The sequence below is a fragment of the Membranihabitans maritimus genome, from assembly GCF_021729145.1.
Taxonomy (GTDB): Bacteria; Bacteroidota; Bacteroidia; order Chitinophagales; family Saprospiraceae; genus Membranihabitans; species Membranihabitans maritimus.
The window spans coordinates 71,297-88,263 of the sequence record NZ_JAJSLW010000009.1; the positions used below are offsets into that span (position 1 = coordinate 71,297).

At 38.3% G+C, this 16,967-nt stretch carries 14 protein-coding genes; 7 read left to right on the forward strand and 7 right to left on the reverse strand.

Features of this window, described 5'->3' with window-relative positions; all coding sequences use genetic code 11:
• The first annotated feature begins 12 nt into the window (after positions 1–12).
• Genes hisD through hisIE form a run of 7 tightly spaced genes read left to right on the forward strand, consistent with a single transcriptional unit; the run spans position 13 to position 6,288 of the window.
• Positions 13–1,296, forward strand: coding sequence for a histidinol dehydrogenase (hisD, locus tag LVD47_RS12200; protein WP_236976325.1), 1,284 nt, complete (start codon positions 13–15; stop codon positions 1,294–1,296).
• Positions 1,297–1,323: 27 nt separating this feature from the next.
• Positions 1,324–2,370, forward strand: coding sequence for a histidinol-phosphate transaminase (gene hisC / locus LVD47_RS12205; RefSeq protein WP_236976331.1), 1,047 nt, complete (start codon positions 1,324–1,326; stop codon positions 2,368–2,370).
• 26 nt (positions 2,371–2,396) lie between these two features.
• Positions 2,397–3,536: a bifunctional histidinol-phosphatase/imidazoleglycerol-phosphate dehydratase HisB gene (hisB, locus tag LVD47_RS12210; RefSeq protein ID WP_236976338.1), complete on the forward strand. Its 1,140-nt coding sequence runs from the start codon at positions 2,397–2,399 to the stop codon at positions 3,534–3,536.
• The gene (gene hisH / locus LVD47_RS12215; protein ID WP_236976340.1) at positions 3,533–4,123 is read left to right on the forward strand and encodes an imidazole glycerol phosphate synthase subunit HisH; all 591 of its coding nucleotides are present in this window, start codon (positions 3,533–3,535) and stop codon (positions 4,121–4,123) included. Before hisB ends, hisH begins: the two co-directional genes overlap by 4 nt.
• Before the next feature lie 3 nt (positions 4,124–4,126).
• Positions 4,127–4,852: a 1-(5-phosphoribosyl)-5-[(5-phosphoribosylamino)methylideneamino]imidazole-4-carboxamide isomerase gene (gene hisA / locus LVD47_RS12220; RefSeq protein ID WP_236976341.1), complete on the forward strand. Its 726-nt coding sequence runs from the start codon at positions 4,127–4,129 to the stop codon at positions 4,850–4,852.
• A gap of 60 nt (positions 4,853–4,912) precedes the next feature.
• Positions 4,913–5,665 (forward strand): imidazole glycerol phosphate synthase subunit HisF, encoded by a 753-nt coding sequence (gene hisF, locus LVD47_RS12225; protein WP_236976342.1) that lies wholly within the window; start codon positions 4,913–4,915, stop codon positions 5,663–5,665.
• A 2-nt stretch (positions 5,666–5,667) separates the two neighbouring features.
• On the forward strand, positions 5,668–6,288 hold the full coding sequence (hisIE, locus tag LVD47_RS12230; protein ID WP_236976351.1) for a bifunctional phosphoribosyl-AMP cyclohydrolase/phosphoribosyl-ATP diphosphatase HisIE: 621 nt from the start codon (positions 5,668–5,670) through the stop codon (positions 6,286–6,288).
• A gap of 424 nt (positions 6,289–6,712) precedes the next feature.
• On the opposite strand, the gene LVD47_RS12235 is transcribed toward hisIE, so the two are convergent.
• From LVD47_RS12235 to LVD47_RS12265, 7 genes are all read right to left on the reverse strand, one after another.
• Positions 6,713–7,603: a sugar phosphate isomerase/epimerase family protein gene (locus tag LVD47_RS12235; protein WP_236976353.1), complete on the reverse strand. Its 891-nt coding sequence runs from the start codon at positions 7,601–7,603 to the stop codon at positions 6,713–6,715.
• Between the two features lie 53 nt (positions 7,604–7,656).
• Entirely contained in the window at positions 7,657–10,251 is a 2,595-nt protein-coding gene (gene mutS, locus LVD47_RS12240) for a DNA mismatch repair protein MutS (RefSeq protein WP_236976355.1), read from the reverse strand.
• Between the two features lie 36 nt (positions 10,252–10,287).
• Positions 10,288–11,040 (reverse strand): class I SAM-dependent methyltransferase, encoded by a 753-nt coding sequence (locus LVD47_RS12245; protein ID WP_236976357.1) that lies wholly within the window; start codon positions 11,038–11,040, stop codon positions 10,288–10,290.
• Positions 11,041–11,246: 206 nt separating this feature from the next.
• Positions 11,247–12,584: an adenylosuccinate lyase gene (purB, locus tag LVD47_RS12250; RefSeq protein ID WP_236976359.1), complete on the reverse strand. Its 1,338-nt coding sequence runs from the start codon at positions 12,582–12,584 to the stop codon at positions 11,247–11,249.
• Positions 12,577–14,676 carry a polyphosphate kinase 1 gene (gene ppk1 / locus LVD47_RS12255; protein WP_236976361.1) on the reverse strand — a complete coding sequence of 700 codons (2,100 nt, stop codon included), beginning with the start codon at positions 14,674–14,676 and terminating at the stop codon, positions 12,577–12,579. The genes purB and ppk1 overlap by 8 nt, the downstream gene beginning before the upstream one ends.
• Positions 14,677–15,193: 517 nt before the next feature.
• Entirely contained in the window at positions 15,194–16,417 is a 1,224-nt protein-coding gene (locus LVD47_RS12260; RefSeq protein ID WP_236976363.1) for a hypothetical protein, read from the reverse strand.
• Complete coding sequence (locus tag LVD47_RS12265; RefSeq protein ID WP_236976365.1) at positions 16,410–16,961, reverse strand: RNA polymerase sigma factor; 552 nt, start codon at positions 16,959–16,961, stop codon at positions 16,410–16,412. The genes LVD47_RS12260 and LVD47_RS12265 overlap by 8 nt, the downstream gene beginning before the upstream one ends.
• Between the last annotated feature and the right edge of the window lie 6 nt (positions 16,962–16,967).

Here is a 16,967-nt window from a genome sequence, read left to right on the forward strand (position 1 = left end):
TCAATTGGTAAAATGAAGATATCAGGGTATTCGGGTACAGAGGATCTTGGAGCGTTGGTTAAACGGCCCCTCCATGAAGCGTTGGAATTAGAAGGTAAAGTGCAAAAAGTCCTGGATACTGTCCGGGAAAAAGGCGACGAGGCCTTGATCGATTTTACCCGGAAATTTGATGGTGTAGAACTGGATTCATTGAAATATTTGCAATCCGAGGTTAAAGATTATACCAACAGGGTATCAGCAGAACTCAGAGAAGCACTTCAAAAAGCTTATAATAATATTTTTACTTTCCATCATTCACAAAAATCTGATTCTCAAAAAATTGAAACTATGCCTGGAGTGTTTTGCTGGCGTGAGGATCGTGCGATAGAGAAAGTGGGATTATATATTCCCGGAGGTACAGCACCACTGGTTTCAACAGTATTGATGCTTGGAGTTCCTGCCAGGGTTGCTGGTTGTGAAGAGGTAGTGTTGTGTACGCCTCCGGACAAGGGTGGAAAGATTAATCCGGCTATTTTATACGCTGCTGAACTTTGTGGAATTAATAATATTTACAGCGTAGGGGGAGCGCAAGCCATTGCAGGGATGGCCTTTGGTACGGAATCCATACCTAAGGTGGATAAAATTTTTGGCCCCGGTAATCAATATGTCACCTGCGCAAAGATGTTGGTCCAGCGATCAGGTATAGCTATTGATATGCCTGCGGGTCCTTCTGAAGTATTAGTTTGGTGTGACGATGGTGCGAATCCCTCGTTCGTTGCTTCCGATTTACTGGCTCAGGCAGAACACGGAGTTGATAGCCAGGTAATGGTGGTATGTGAAAGCAGGCATTTTGCCACCCAAATCCAGGAAGCAGTGGAACTACAGTTGAGTTCTTTGCCGAGAAAGGAGATTGCCAGAGAAGTGTTGAAAAATAGCAGAATTATAATAGCTAATGCTGAGAATGCTATTGAGGTGATTAACGAATATGCTCCGGAACACCTGATTATCCAGCGCAAAAATTTGAGTCAGGGAATTAATGACATAGTAAATGTAGGATCTGTGTTTTTAGGTCCGTTTACACCTGAAAGTGCCGGTGACTATGCATCCGGTACCAACCATACCCTTCCGACAAATGGATATGCCAGGACTTATTCAGGTGTATCCCTGGATTCATTTGTAAAGAAAGTTACTTTTCAGGAAATATCCAGGTCCGGATTGGAGGGGTTGGAAAAGGTTATTTCACCGATGGCAGAAGCAGAGGAGTTAGAAGCTCATAAAAGAGCTGTATTGATCAGATTAGGGAAGGTTTTTGAATAAGGGATTAACTATTAGATTTTACGTATTATGGAAAATAAATATATATCGTTGGTAAGAGATAATATCAAAAATCTCAAACCTTATTCTTCTGCCCGTCATGAATTTTCAGGACATGCGGATATTTTTTTAGATGCAAATGAAAATCCAAACGATCACCATATTTATAATCGCTATCCTGATCCCTTGCAAACCAGGTTGAAAAGGAAAATAAGTGCGGTAAAAGGTGTAAAAGAGGAATCTATATTTTTGGGGAATGGCAGTGATGAAGCCATAGATATTCTTTTTCGCATATTTTGTGAACCGGGAAAAGATAGTGTGATTTCTATTGAGCCAAGTTATGGTATGTACAGGGTCGCGGCGGATATTAACAATGTGAAAATAAAAAATGTATCCTTAACACCGGATTTTGAGTTGGATGTAGATGCGATTTTAGCTGTTGAGGAGAAAAGTGACAAAATTTTGTGGTTGTGTAGCCCCAATAATCCTTCCGGCAATACCTTAAATCCTCAAATGATTCTGGAACTATTAGACAAGTTTCCAGGTATGATAGTGGTTGATGAGGCTTACATTGATTTTTCGAATGAAGTTTCAATGAAAAGTTTTGTTCCAGAGCGCCAAAATCTTATCATATTACAGACTTTTAGTAAAGCATGGGGACTTGCCGGTTTGAGAATCGGAATGGCCTTTGCACAGCAATGGATTATAGAAATTATGAATGCGGTAAAACCGCCTTATAATATCAATTCGTATTCACAAGATTTTGTCCTGAATCAATTGAGGAAGATTGATGACGTTAGAAAAGAAATTAGTAAGATTAAACAAGAAAGGGGTAGAGTAATCGAAAGGTTGGAGGAATTGGATATTGTAGAAAAAATATACCCATCAGAAGCTAATTTTTTACTTATTAAATGTAAGGATGCGAGGAATGTATTCAAATCTTTGCAGGAAAAGGGTGTTATCGTCAGAGATCGCAGTAATGTTCCTTTATGTGAAGGTTGTTTGCGAGTGACAATTGGAACTGAAAGGGAAAACGAAGTATTTTTAAAAGAAATGAAAATTCTCGATAAGCAATAATTTAGTCGAGGGTTGAATATACAGATATGAATAAGAAGAAATTATTGTTTATTGACAGGGATGGCGTATTATTAACAGAGCCACCTGAGGATTATCAGGTTGATTCCTTTGAGAAGTTTGAAATTGTTCCCGGGTGCATATCTGCTCTAGTGGATATTGTGGCTACAAAGAACTATGAACTTGTAATGGTTACCAACCAGGATGGGTTGGGGACTGATTCTTTCCCGGAGTCCACATTTTGGGGGCCTCAAAACTTATTGGTTACTACTTTGAAAAATGAGGGAATCAATTTCAGGGAAGTACATATTGATCGCAGCTTTGCCTCTGAGAATAAAGATACCCGTAAGCCTGGGATAGGTATGCTGAAGCATTTTTTAAATGGGGATTATGACCTGGAAAACTCCTTTGTTATAGGGGATCGCTATACAGATATTCTTTTGGCCAAAAATCTGGGAGCAAAAGGGATCTTATTGGGAAAATCAGCCGATGAAAGTGAAGATGGGAGCCTGGAAGATCATGAGATTATACACACACTTTTGTTAAAAGCTCAGAGCTGGAAAGAAATCAGGGATTACCTGGTGGCTATTCCGAGAAAAGTGAAACATCAGCGAAATACCAATGAAACAAGGATTCAAATCGAACTAAACCTTGATGGAAGGGGAAGTGCGACCATACATACAGGTATCCGATTTTTTGACCATATGCTGGATCAAATTGCCAGGCACGGGGGAATTGATTTGAAAATACAGGTAGACGGAGATTTGGATATTGATGAGCATCATACTATCGAAGATACAGGGCTTGCCCTGGGAGAAGCTTTTACAAAAGCTATAGGAAGTAAGGTAGGTATGGCCAGGTATGGTTTTGCCTTACCAATGGATGATTGTAAAGCCCAGGTATTAATTGATTTTGGGGGCCGCCCCTGGTTTATATGGGAGGCGGAATTCCAAAGAGAAATGGTTGGAAAAATGCCGACTGAAATGTTTTCTCACTTCTTCAAATCGTTTTCTGACACGGCCGGGGTTAACTTGCAGGTTTTTGCAGAAGGAGAAAACGAACACCATAAGATAGAGGCAATTTTCAAATCCTTTGCCAGGGCTTTGAAATCTGCAGTGAAAAGAGATGTAAATGATTTGACTTTAGCCAGTACCAAAGGAAGTTTATGAAAAAAATTACTGTAATTGATTATAATGCGGGGAATATCAGGTCTGTACTTTTTGCTCTGGAGAGGCTGGGGGTAGAACCAGAACTGACTAATGACCCGGACAAGATAAGTAATGCTGAAAAATTGATTTTTCCGGGTGTTGGAGAAGCGGGTACTACCATGGACTATTTAAGGAAAACTCATATATCGGATGCCATCTCGGAATTTGAAAATCCATTTTTGGGAATTTGTCTGGGGCTTCAACTTATGTGTCGGCATTCGGAAGAAGGAGATGTCGGGTGTTTGGGTATATTCGATATAGATGTTAAAAGGTTTCCCGAAGAAAATGGGCTGAAAGTTCCCCATATGGGATGGAATACAGTGATTTGTTCGGAACATCCACTATTAAAAGGATTAGAGGATTTACCATATTTTTATTTTGTGCACAGTTACTATGCTGAAATTTCCGATTCTACCATTGGAACAACAGATTATGGTCTCCCATTTACTTCTGTTTTGAGTAATGATAATTTTATGGCTACTCAGTTCCACCCCGAAAAATCCGGAGAGCAAGGTGAAATTATTTTGAATAACTTTATAAATTTATAAGAATTGAGAATTATTCCTGCCATAGATCTTATTGACGGCAAATGTGTACGCTTGCAAAAAGGTGATTACAATAAAAAAACGATTTATAATGAGAATCCTGTTGAGGTGGCGAAGTCTTTTGAAGCGGCAGGTATTGAATATCTTCACCTCGTAGACCTGGACGGAGCAAAAGCGGGCGAAATCATAAATTATTCCATACTCGAAGATATAGTATCACAGACAAGTTTGAAGGTGGATTTCGGTGGTGGTGTAAGAAGCCGGGAAGATGTAGCCAGGATTTTGGAGAGTGGGGGGAGACAAGCTGTCATTGGGAGTATGGCTTTTAAAAAACCCGATATATATTTTGAGATCTTGAATGAATTTGGCGGTGAAAAAATCGTTTTGGGAGCGGATGCGAGGTATGGAAAAATTGCATTGACCGGATGGTTGGAAGAGACGGATATTGACGTGGTAGATGCCATCAGGATGTATTCGGAAAAGGGAACGATTTATGTATTGTCTACCGATATAGAAAAGGACGGTATGCTGGAAGGACCTGCAACAGAACTGTACCAACGGATTATCCATCAAGAACCCCGGGTCCGATTAATTGCCAGTGGTGGAGTCTCCGGCATAGGGGATTTGCCACCGCTTAGAGATATGGGATGTGAAGGTGTGATAATTGGTAAAGCTATTTACGAGGGAAAGATAGCACTGGAGGAATTGCAAAGTTGGATATCTTATGAATAGCTATAAGATTTATTTATAAATTTAGTTTCCCCGTAATGTGTACATTGAATATTAAATAATATGGTAGCAAAAAGAATAATACCTTGTCTGGATGTAAAAGACGGAAGGACGGTAAAGGGAGTAAATTTCAAATCTTTACGAGATGCTGGGGATCCTGTTGAATTAGGAAAACAGTACAGTGAGCAAGGTGCCGATGAATTAGTATTTTTAGATATTTCAGCCACGCAGGAAAAGCGCAAAACGATCGCAGAGTTAGCCCGGAAAGTAGCTAAGGAAATTAATATTCCCTTTACCATTGGTGGGGGAATCGGGGCTGTGGATGATATTTCTGTTGCCCTTGAAAATGGTGCCGATAAGGTAGGAATTAATTCAGCAGCTGTAAGAAATCCTGATTTATTGGACAAGGCCGCCAAAGCTTTTGGGTCGCAATGTATTGTATTAGCCGTAGATGCCAAAAATATTGATGGGGAATGGATAGTTCATACTGCCGGGGGGACTATGCCTACGCAGAAAGAATTATATTCCTGGGTAAGAGAAGCTGAGAACAGGGGGGTGGGAGAAATTCTATTTACTTCTATGGATCACGATGGGACTAAAAAAGGATTTGCTATAGAAGCATTATTGGAGATGAACCAACAAGTAAGAATTCCTCTTATAGCCTCCGGAGGTGCGGGTGCCAAAATTCATTTTAAAGAATTGTTTGATGCCAATGCAGCTGATGCGGCTTTGGCTGCTTCGATTTTCCATTTTGGTGAAATCCCGGTCCCTGAATTAAAAGAGTATTTGAAAACAAATAATGTAATCGTTAGATAATTATGCAGGAAATAACTAAAACAAATATAGAGAAAATCGATTTTGCTAAGATGGACGGACTCGTTCCTGCCATAGTTCAACACGCCGAAACGAAAGATGTACTTATGTTGGGTTACATGAATAGATCCTCCGTAGATAAAACACTGGAGGGTAATTTAGTTACGTTTTTTAGTAGGTCGAGAAATGAATTATGGACAAAGGGGGAGACATCGGGTAATTATTTGAAGTTCCAGTCTATGTACCTTGATTGTGACCATGATTCATTGCTCATCAAGGTCAGACCCACTGGTCCGGTTTGTCACACTGGTACTGCAAATTGTTTCGATTTGCCGGAAGGTGGTTCATTTAACCTTGGTAAATTGGAAGCCATTGTCGTCGATAGAAAAAACAACCCGAAAGAAGGGAGCTACACCAACAAGCTTTTGGATAGGGGAATCAATAAAATAGCCCAGAAGGTGGGAGAGGAAGCCGTTGAATTGGTGATAGAAGCCAAAGATGATAACCGGGAATTATTTAAGGGCGAGGCTGCAGATCTTCTTTATCACTTCTCCGTATTGCTGGCAAAAAAAGGAATTCCACTGAGCGAAATCTACCAGGTTTTAGAGGAACGCCACAAAAAGTGATTGGGTGGGGGGAAACTGAAGATGCCAATTTTAGTTTTGAATACAAATGAAGTAAGATTAAATTTTAGCACAAAGTACACGAAGTTTACAAAGGTGTCTTTGCTGCTGAAACTTCCTTAGTTCTTTGGGTGCAGAGGAAAGGAACTTCTAGAAGAGTATTGTATTACTCTGTGAATAGCTCTGTATTATATATTGATATGATCCTTTTTAAATAAGTATAAATTTACCCGGATTTGTGTATAGCGCTGTTGTGATGTTAGTTTAACATGAGCTCGACGAATAATCGTTTCTGGCATTAATTTTGCGAAAAGGGCAAAATTAATGCCAGAAACGATGTTTTTACTTGTTTTCCACCCTGGGTTGGCACCCAGGGTTAGGTATATTTCGCTCCTTCAGAGCTCTTATTTTCTCTGTCGAACTCACGTTAGTTTAAGACAAAATCAAGCCTTTTTTTCATTATACGAACTTTTTTCTGCGGATCACCGGGGCCAAGGGTCTCAATGGGGATATATCCTGTGTAGCAATTTTCGCGTATTATATCAATTACTTTTTTGATATCGGTATTGACCTCTTTCCCATTTTCGTACATTTTTTCCTTGAGTTGCCAATTTACGGCGTACGGTATTGATCGTGTAATTTGGTCGTAGGGATCTCCTTGTCTGTAACTACCAATATCTAATACAATACCAAACCAGTCAGAATCGATTATTCTGCAAATTTCAATGATTCGATCGGCATTCTTGATAAATCCGTTGTGGTTCTGCATTCCAATAATAATACCTTTTTCTTTCCCAATGTTGACACATTCTTTAATGTCCGGTATCATCCATTTCATTATTTCCTTATTAGAATATTCCGGAGGCACCTCATGCCCGGCAAATATTCGTAGAACAGGGGCTCCCAATTTGGCTGCTACATCGGTCCATTTGTTAACCAATTCTATATTTTCTTTCCGTTTTCTCGAATCCGGTATTGTGAAATCTGTCCGTATTCCCGTTCCACTTATTTCAACGCCTCTTTTAAATGCATGATTTTTTACCGCATAAATGTATTCATCCGAAGGTATGTCGGGATAACCCGGGAAATAATAACCCGTAATGTCTACAGCATCAAATTTTTGCTCTGCACAATAGTCAATTAAATCAAAAAGATCCATTTCCCCTTCAGAAAGTGGTGTATGGAAAGAATATGCATTGAGGCTTGACTTTAGTTGGTAACAATTTGAGTTTAAAGGTTGGGCCAGGGTGGAAAATCGAAAAACCGGATAGGATACAATAAGTATGGAAAGAAATAAATGGATCTTAGTCTTTTTCATGGTATTAATATTGGCAATCTATAAAAATACCTAAATAAATACAGATGAATTCATTAGTTGTCAATCATTTCTTTAAGTTCCTTTATTTTTAAAAGACTTTCTATAGGAGATAAAGAATTAATATCGAGTTGAACCAAAGATTCTTTGATTCTCATGGCTGATTCATCTTTCAGGTCAAAAATTTGTAATTGAAAATTATCCGCAGAGGCTTTTTTGATAGAGGATAGGTTTTTGGGGTTTTTTGATTCCTTACCTGTCAATTGGTTCTCTTCCATTTTACCGAGAATAGCTTGTGCCCTGTTGATAATTTCTTTCGGTAAGCCGGCCATTTGTGCAACGTGTATACCAAAACTATGTTCGCTCCCGCCGGGTTTTAATTTGCGAAGAAAAATAATTTTATCGTTTATTTCCCTGGTTGATACATGGTAGTTCTTGATTCGGGGATACATGTCCTCGAGTTGATTCAATTCATGATAGTGAGTGGCAAATAAGGTTTTGGGCTTTGCTATATTGTTTTCATGTAAATATTCGGAGATAGCCCATGCAATCGAAATTCCGTCATAGGTGCTAGTCCCCCGGCCGATTTCATCCAGGAGGATCAGGGACTTACTTGACAGGTTATTGATAATATTCGCTGCTTCAATCATTTCCACCATAAATGTAGATTCCCCTTTTGACAGGTTGTCAGATGCACCTACTCTGGTGAAAACTTTATCCACTATTCCAATAGATGCGCTTTTGGCCGGTATATAGCTTCCCATTTGGGCCATAAGGCAGATTAGAGCTGTTTGCCTTAAGATAGCTGACTTCCCGGACATGTTGGGTCCGGTAATCATAATGATTTGTTGGTCATCATTGTTAAGGTATAAATCATTGGCAATATAGTTCTCGCCAGCGGGTAACTGGTGTTCTATGACCGGATGTCTGCCTTCTTTAATATCTATGATAAGATTTTCTTCAATTTCTGGCCGATTATATTGATTTAGCAGACTTATTTCGGCAAAGGAAATAAGACAGTCTAATTGGGCTATAAGGTTGGCATTGGATAGGATTGTTTCCAGATATTTCTGAAGGTGTTCTACCAAATCTCTGTACAGTTTTTCCTCTAATTCCAGGATCTTATCTTCCGCACCCAGGATCTTATCCTCTATATCTTTTAGTTCGGAAGTAATGTATCTTTCAGAGTTGGTAAGGGTTTGCTTTCTAATCCAGTTATCGGGAATCAATCCCTGATTTTTATATTTGTTGGTAACCTCTAGATAATAGCCAAATACGTTATTAAATCCGAGTTTGAGATTGGTTATCCCTGTATTTTTAGCTTCTTTTTGCTGAATTTCAAGCAGTATGCTCTGGTTATTTTCGATAATATACCGCAGGTCATCTAATTCTTTATTGAATCCGGTGGCGATTATATTCCCTTTGTTGACCTGGGCAGGAGCTTCCTCCTGTAGTTGTTCTGATATCCTTTGGACGAGGTCAGGACAAGGATTAATCTGGTCACGGATACCTTCAATTAAGTCAGACTTAAGGTCTTTAATTAGTGTAATGATTTCCGGCAGAGAAGACAGTGCTGACTTAAGCTGATTCACTTCCCGGGGATTTATTTTATAGGATGCAATCCGGGAAGCCAGCCTTTCAAAATCACCGAGACATTTTAGATATTCATTTACCCCTATTCGTACTTTTTCTTTTTCTCGAAGAGCTGTGACGGCATCGAGTCTTTTTTCAATAGTAATTTTGTCCGTAAGTGGCATAGCAATCCACTTCTTCATCAGACGAGACCCCATCGGTGATTTGCATTTATCCATTACGTCCAGTAAAGCAATACCCGTAGGGTGGTTACTGTACAACAATTCAAGGTTGCGCATGGTAAATCGGTCAAGCCAGACGGAATGATCTTCCCGGATTCTTTGAATTTTGTAAATATGGCTGGAATCATGATGTTGAGTACTCTCTAAATAGTGAATTACAGCACCGGCTGCAATTTGACCGACAAGAGCATCTTCTACTCCGAACCCTTTTAAATTAATGGTTTTGAAATGATCTAAAAGTTTTTTACGCGTGTATTCTGAAGTATATGCCCATTCGTCAATACCATACGTATAATATTCATCGCCTAGCCATTCATGGATCTCGTGTTTAAATTCCTTGGAATAAATTACTTCAGACGGGGCAAAGGACTCGAGGAGTTTGTCAATGTGCGAGCGGTTTCCTTCTGCCAGATAAAATTCTCCCGTAGATATATCAAGGAAGGCAATTCCAAAAAGTTCTTTATCCTTGTAAATGGAAGCAAGGAAATTATTGGTGTGGTTTTCTAATAACTTTTCGTCTACAGCAATTCCTGGAGTGACCAATTCAGTTACGCCGCGTTTTACAATTTTTTTCTCCTTTGAGGGTTTTTCAAGTTGGTCGCAAATAGCAACCCGGAAGCCTGCCCGGATCAGTTTTGGTAAATAAAGATCTAGAGAATGGTGGGGGAATCCGGCAAGTTCAATCTTTGACCCACCATTATTTCGATTGGTTAAAACAATCCCGAGAATATTGGCCGTTTTAATAGCATCTTCACCGAAAGTTTCATAAAAGTCGCCTACCCGAAATAAAAGGATGGCATCCGGATATTTCGCCTTTATCTGCCCATATTGTTTCATGAGCGGGGTTTTCTTCTGACTTTTATTTGCCAATGGTTATGTTTTTTCTGCCACTAATAATACACTATTTCCTTGTTTAGGTGGAAACATTTGATCCAAAACCTGTAAAGTTACAAAGATCGGGGCCAAAATGATAAAAAATAAAAATATGAATAATTTAAATATGAAATTCGAATTCAGGAATAAGATAAGTAAGGTATTGTAAATTTCTAATCCATATCTTCCGATCTTTCCGTAGCAAAACTTCTCCTTTATAATGTGGTAGCCACTGGAGCGAAGAGTGGCAATAAGTTTATGGTGAGAGAGTTGGGTGTAGGTATTTTGAGAGTTATCATAGTGCGAAAATTTATCCTTGATGAGCCGGTAAAAAGGAAGTTCAATACGGTTTTGCAGAGGAGTATAAATAATAATTTTCTGTCCGGGAGATTGTAACTGACCGACTTTGGTAAGGAAATGTAAAGGCTGATTTAAATACTGTAAGGTGCCGATCATTTGAATCAAATCGTAAAACTTTTCAGTATAAGGAATAGCATCTCTATCTAAGTCGATTTTCAGTACCGAAAAATTATTTACAGACCGGGTTTTAATATAAGCAGTAAGAAAATCAATATGAGCATCTGAGATATCTACTCCTACAAAAAAATTCCCCTTATACTTTTGTAAAAATGGAACAATATATTGCCCTTCTCCACAACCTAAATCCAGGATATTATCACCTTCCGATAGTTTTAAAAGTTCTTTCCGTAAGGTATTTTTGGATATACGTGATCTTGTATAGAGTATTTGCAAGAAACAATAATGCAAATGGATAACTCCCGGATACCTAAGTAAAAACCTGGGATATTTATGGTTAGTGAAAATAGATTTTATTGAAGATTTTGTCACAAATTTATTGAAATATTCAATCAATGATTACTACATATTACTTGTTTTAATATGTTTATTTTTAATTATTTATGATGATTTATTTAATGTGTTAGTTTAATTAATTTGGATTAATACCCAGTGTAATTAAAAGGTGTAATACTTTTTATTTCTTTCTTTACCGTTTCACTAATTTTCAAATTATCAACGAAAGATTGAATGGTTTCTTCGGTAATTTTATTTCCGGTCCTTGTCAATTCCTTTAAGGTTTCATACGGGTTTGGATAGTTCTCCCTTCTTAGAATATTTTGAATAGCTTCAGCTACTACGGCCCAATTATCATTGAGGTCCTTTTCCAGAGCCCCTTGATTTAATATTATTTTACTGAGGCCTTTTTTTAGAGACAATAAGGCAATCATTGAATGTGCAAATGGGACACCGATATTACGGGTTACTGTGCTATCTGTGAGGTCCCTTTGCAACCTGGAAATAGGTAATTTTTCTGCCAGGAAATTGAATAATGCATTGGCTATTCCGAGATTTCCTTCTGCATTTTCAAAGTCAATTGGATTTACTTTATGGGGCATGGCTGAAGATCCTACTTCTCCGGCAACAATTTTTTGTTTGAAATAATCCTGTGATATGTATTGCCAAATATCTCGGCATAAATCGATCAGAATAGTGTTAATACGGCTAATACCTTGAAATAGTGCAGCCATATTGTCATAATTCTCGATTTGAGTGGTCCATTGTTGCCTTTCAATTTTCAAATCATTTTGCAAAAATCCGTTAGCGAATTCAGGCCAATTTATTTCGGGGAAAGCAATTTTATGGGCGTTGAAATTGCCGGTAGCACCCCCGAATTTCCCTGAAATAGGTATATTCTGCAAAGTAGATAATTGGGTTTTTAATCGATACAAAAAGACCTGGAATTCTTTTCCTAATTTAGTGGGTGATGCCGGTTGTCCGTGAGTTTTAGCTAACATAGGAATATTTTCCCAATCTCCAGCTTTATTTACCAATTGGACAATAATATCGTTCAATTGGGGTACATATACTTTATTGATGGCATCCTGGATCATCATAGGAATTGAGGTGTTGTTAATGTCTTGCGACGTCAATCCAAAATGAATGTATTCTTTCCAGTTATCCCATTGTTGGTTATCAAATTGTTTTTTTATCCAATACTCAACAGCTTTGACATCGTGGTTGGTAATCTTCTCTATTTCTTTAATTTCAGCAGCATCCTTTTCCGAGAATTCTTCTATCCATTTCTCAATAGTATTTAAATGATTGGTGGTGAAATTTGAAAGTGTGGTTATTGGCAGTCGGGTAAGGGCGGTAAAATATTTTAATTCTACAATTACACGGTATTTGATAAGTGCATATTCAGAGAAATAATCTTTTAGTTTGCTTGTCTTCGAGGCATACCGCCCGTCTACTGGTGAAATATTGGTTAAATTACTCATTCTGTTCTACTTCTAATGAATGTTGATATTCTTCTTCTAGTCTTTTAAAATAATAATACGTCTCCACCTGGCTTTGGATCCGGATGTCATTTTCCCTGCGAATGTACATATTTGTTCCTTTACCATCAATTTTTCTTGCCTTTACATTATCGCTCCATTGCAATTCCATAATATCGTGAATGATCTTGAACATGGAAGGATCATAAATGGGAATGGCCGTTTCGATTCGGTAATTCAAGTTTCGGGTCATCCAGTCTGCGGATGAAAAATACATCTTCGGTTCTCCTTTATGATGAAATATGAAAACCCGGGCATGTTCCAGGTACCTGTCGACTATACTTATGGCCTCAATATTTTCACTAAATCCTTTTTCCCCTGGAATCAGACAACAAATGCCCCGTACAATTATTCGAACCTTTACTCCGGCTTCTGATGCCTTATATAACAGATCTATCATCTCTTGGTCCTGCAGGCTATTTACCTTGATAAAAATTTCTGCCTTGTTTCCTTTTTCAGCTTCCTCTATTTCATTTTGAACGAACTCGATCAGTGAATTTTTTAAGTTAAATTGACCGACCAGTAAGTGTTTGAAGGCCCTGTTGGGGAGGCGTACCGTCTCCAGTACAGAAAATAACCGTGATACTTCCTGGCAAATCTCTTTAGAAGCTGTGAACATTCCAAAATCGCTGTAAATACGAGCTGTGTCTTCGTTGAAATTACCGGTACTGAGATATGAGTATAATACACCTTCATCATTTTCTATTCTTCTGATAAGCGTACTTTTAGAATGGACTTTGAGTCCCGGGAAACTGTAATGGACTTTGACTCCTGCCTTTTCCAGCTTTTCACCCCAACTGAGATTGGCTTCTTCATCAAAACGCGCTTTTACTTCTATAAAGGCAGATACATTTTTCCCGGATTCCGAGGCTTTCATCAATGCATTCATGATCCGGCTATTTTGTGCTACCCGATATTGGATGATTTTTATATGGGTAACTGTCGGATCTTCGGCTGCAGTTTCGAATAATCTAACGACAGACTCATACTTATGAAAAGGGAACATTACCAGATGATCCTTTTCCTTCATGGTCTCAAAGATATCTTCACTGTGTTCAAGAGGAGAGTATTCCAGCGGTTCCAATGGCTTTAGTTTCAAGTGTTCCATTCCAAAATTGGGAAACTTGAAAAAGTCAAAATTATTGTGGTATCTTCCTTCAGGAATGAGGTCAAGGTCTTCTATTTCCAGTACAGATTGAAGGTACTTTAACAATTTTTTGGGCATATCCCGATCGTATACTAATCGTGATGCAGGACCAATATTCCTTTTGATCAGGCTATTTTTTATTTTTGATATCAGGTCTCCTGAAAACTCGTCGTCGATATATAGTTCTGCGTCTCTTGTGAGCTTTATGGAATATGTATCAATAATATCATAACCAGGGAATAGCCAGGAGATACTATGACGTACCACATCATCTATGATGATTACGTCGTGTAAGTTCTTTTTCGAAGGAAGTTGGATAAAACGTCCAAGGTGATCGGAAGGGATTTTTACAATTCCGTATTGTGATTTCGGCTTAGATTTCTCGACCTTGATCTTTTCTTTCATATCTACGACGAGGTACAATTCGGCGTTGTTTAAAAACGGCCGAACCATATCCTTGACCAATAAAACGGGTTGGACATATGGCAGCATATATTGGTGGAAATAGTCTTCCACAAATGTCTTTTGCTCCTCATTAAGGTCCAGTCTACGCAATAACCTGATGCCTTCTTTTTGGAGGTCGGGAACGATTTCCTCATCAAAAATGCGACTCACCTCTTTTTGTTGTTCTGTAACAATATCCAGCATCTGGTCCAGCACATCCATCGTCTCGAGATGAAATTCTTTTTTCTCTTTTTTCCCCAGTCTTAATAGATTTCGATGTTGAGAAACCCGTACGGCAAAATATTCTCCTAAATTAGATGAATATATCGCTAAAAATTTAATTCTTTCAAAAAGGGGATTAAGGGGATCTTTCGCTTCTTGCAATACCCTGGCATTAAAGGACAACCAACTGACATCCCTGTTGACAATTTGTGATTCTTTCATGTAGGTCAAAATTAAAGAGTTGGAAAATACAATAAAAACGGGAATTTTTCCAATTCTCAGATAATCCTAATGTTTTATTAATGTATTGTAAAATCGTCCAGTAGGAAAATGGTAGACAGCTTTGGGTACTTATGGTTGATTGATAATTTACGCTTAGCTCCACGAATAGTTATAGGTTCGGAGAACCCAGTAGGCAAGTAAATTAATCCACTAGGTTCCTTTACTTTATCAACATACAGCAATTTAGCGGATTCCACTTCTCAGTCCAAGCTAGATAATTAAGATTATGGAGTCATCACTTGAAAATAGGGATCTTTATGCCGATAGGAGCTTCTAAAAGCCACAAAGTATTTGTGCCCTTCCGTCGAACCTTCTTAATTCTCAGGTGCTACGAATCCTAAAATTTTCTAGAAACTTAGATCATTCATGCCTTTTGCTTACTTCTACAATACTCGTAGATTTTTAGCGTAATTGTGTAGTGAAGAGAAATGAAATGTAATTAATGTATTTTGGTGATTTATAATACATATTGCAATCCAAAAGCAGGTACTAAAAACGCATTTTCCATATCGTCAATATTCAACAAATTTCCTCCAATACTAATGGATATATGACTGTTTAAATGGTAATTCATAGAAAGGCCTGAATATAAAATGCTATTTTGAGATTCAGGCTGTGTCGAGATTTTAGCGGGGATCTGGTTGCCTGATGCCGTTTGTTCGTAATTATACTTAAACAAAAAGTGTCCAACTTTAACTCCAATGCTCAGTTGTGGAATTACCTGATATTGAAGTGAGCCCCGGATTGTGAAACCGGGTTTGGATTGATAGTGTCGTTGGTATATCGAACTTGAATTGCCCTGGGTAACATTATTTTGATCAAATTCTGGGCTACTAAAGTTATACTTCTCGCTAAAATTACTTTCTACAGAAGAAATAGACTTTCTAGCAGGTAGTGGGAGGGAAAAGCCTGCAGCCAACTTTCCTGTCCATTTCCCTTTTTTTAATACTATTCCAGGCCCTAAAGAAAGAAAACCGAAATTATCAGCAAATGCCCAGGTTGATTCTGCAAAAGCCATGGCACGCAAATTCCAGGTCTTTGATTTACCCGAAATATCAAATGTGGCCGGGTTCTGTTCAACATTTAGCTGTTGGAAGTAATGTATATTAGGTGATGGGGTCGGTAGATAGGTCAAACCTTTTGAACCGGTAGCCGTTGGTTGATAATCGGTATTCCTCCAATTTTCCGCGATTCCACTTTCTTTTATTTGCAATGGGCTGGTATTTTTCTCTAATGGTGAAATTTTGACTTGTTGGCCCTTTATTGTATTTGAAGCGATATCGCTGCTTTCAGGGAGAGGTGATTTTTGATCTACAATACTTACATCATCGGATTCTCTATCTTCATTTTTAGGGGAAGGAAATGAGAGAGGGTTGTTGCCGGAAAAATCTGATTCATTGATGTCTTTAGTAATTGGAGTGGATGGTCGAATACTTTTATCGGTATTATTTTCGGTAGAGAGAATGTCTTTACTGGTAAAGGTGTATGAAGGTGGTGTTGTTTCCTGGTTGCGGTATACTAAAAAAGGAATGGCGATCAAGAGGAGAACAGAGGCGGCAGCTATCCACCAAATGCCTCCTTTTCTCCGGGTATTATTTTCGGGAAGGTGCTCGTCTAACAACGATTCCATATTTTCCCATCCCTGGTTCTTAAGTTGTTCTATTTTATCTTTTTTATTCATTGTCTTTTTTGAGCATTTCAGACATTAAATGTCTCGCCTTATTCAAGTGCCATTTTGAAGTTCCTTCACTTATTTTGAGTTTTTTTGCGATTTCTTTGTGGCTATACCCTTCTATAGCATATAATTTAAGTACTTTTTGTGATTTTTTGGGTAGATCATTCATTGCTTGTTTGATGTATTCAATATCTGACCAGGATTTATTTTCGTCGAATGTGGATCCATTGAGTGTTACCAGTTCGGGATTGTGGATATCCTTTTGTCGATTTAATTGTCGGAAATGGTCAAGAATAACCCTTTTATGTATCATGTGTATCCAGCTACCTAATGCCCCTTGACGGTTAAAGGATTGAATGTTTTGAAACACTTTCAACATGGTAGCATTAATAAGGGAAATGCTGTCCACTTCCGACAATCTATAGGATTGGCAATGTTCATAGAGCCTCTCAAAATACTGGTCATACAGTATTTTTTGACTTTTTCGGTCGTTTTTGATGCAACCATTAATAATTTTGTCTATTTCAGTACCTTTCCTTTTTCCAAACATGTATTG

What these genes read in the sequence shown, in the direction of transcription:
- mutS (WP_236976355.1), bottom strand. Translation starts at nt 10,251, where the DNA reads ATGAAACAATATGGGCAGATAAAGGCGAAATATCCGGATGCCATCCTT.
- hisD (WP_236976325.1), top strand. Translation starts at nt 13, where the DNA reads ATGAAGATATCAGGGTATTCGGGTACAGAGGATCTTGGAGCGTTGGTT.
- hisB (WP_236976338.1), top strand. Translation starts at nt 2,397, where the DNA reads ATGAATAAGAAGAAATTATTGTTTATTGACAGGGATGGCGTATTATTA.
- hisC (WP_236976331.1), top strand. Translation starts at nt 1,324, where the DNA reads ATGGAAAATAAATATATATCGTTGGTAAGAGATAATATCAAAAATCTC.
- hisF (WP_236976342.1), top strand. Translation starts at nt 4,913, where the DNA reads ATGGTAGCAAAAAGAATAATACCTTGTCTGGATGTAAAAGACGGAAGG.
- hisH (WP_236976340.1), top strand. Translation starts at nt 3,533, where the DNA reads ATGAAAAAAATTACTGTAATTGATTATAATGCGGGGAATATCAGGTCT.
- hisIE (WP_236976351.1), top strand. Translation starts at nt 5,668, where the DNA reads ATGCAGGAAATAACTAAAACAAATATAGAGAAAATCGATTTTGCTAAG.
- ppk1 (WP_236976361.1), bottom strand. Translation starts at nt 14,676, where the DNA reads ATGAAAGAATCACAAATTGTCAACAGGGATGTCAGTTGGTTGTCCTTT.
- LVD47_RS12265 (WP_236976365.1), bottom strand. Translation starts at nt 16,961, where the DNA reads ATGTTTGGAAAAAGGAAAGGTACTGAAATAGACAAAATTATTAATGGT.
- LVD47_RS12260 (WP_236976363.1), bottom strand. Translation starts at nt 16,417, where the DNA reads ATGAATAAAAAAGATAAAATAGAACAACTTAAGAACCAGGGATGGGAA.
- LVD47_RS12235 (WP_236976353.1), bottom strand. Translation starts at nt 7,603, where the DNA reads ATGAAAAAGACTAAGATCCATTTATTTCTTTCCATACTTATTGTATCC.
- purB (WP_236976359.1), bottom strand. Translation starts at nt 12,584, where the DNA reads ATGAGTAATTTAACCAATATTTCACCAGTAGACGGGCGGTATGCCTCG.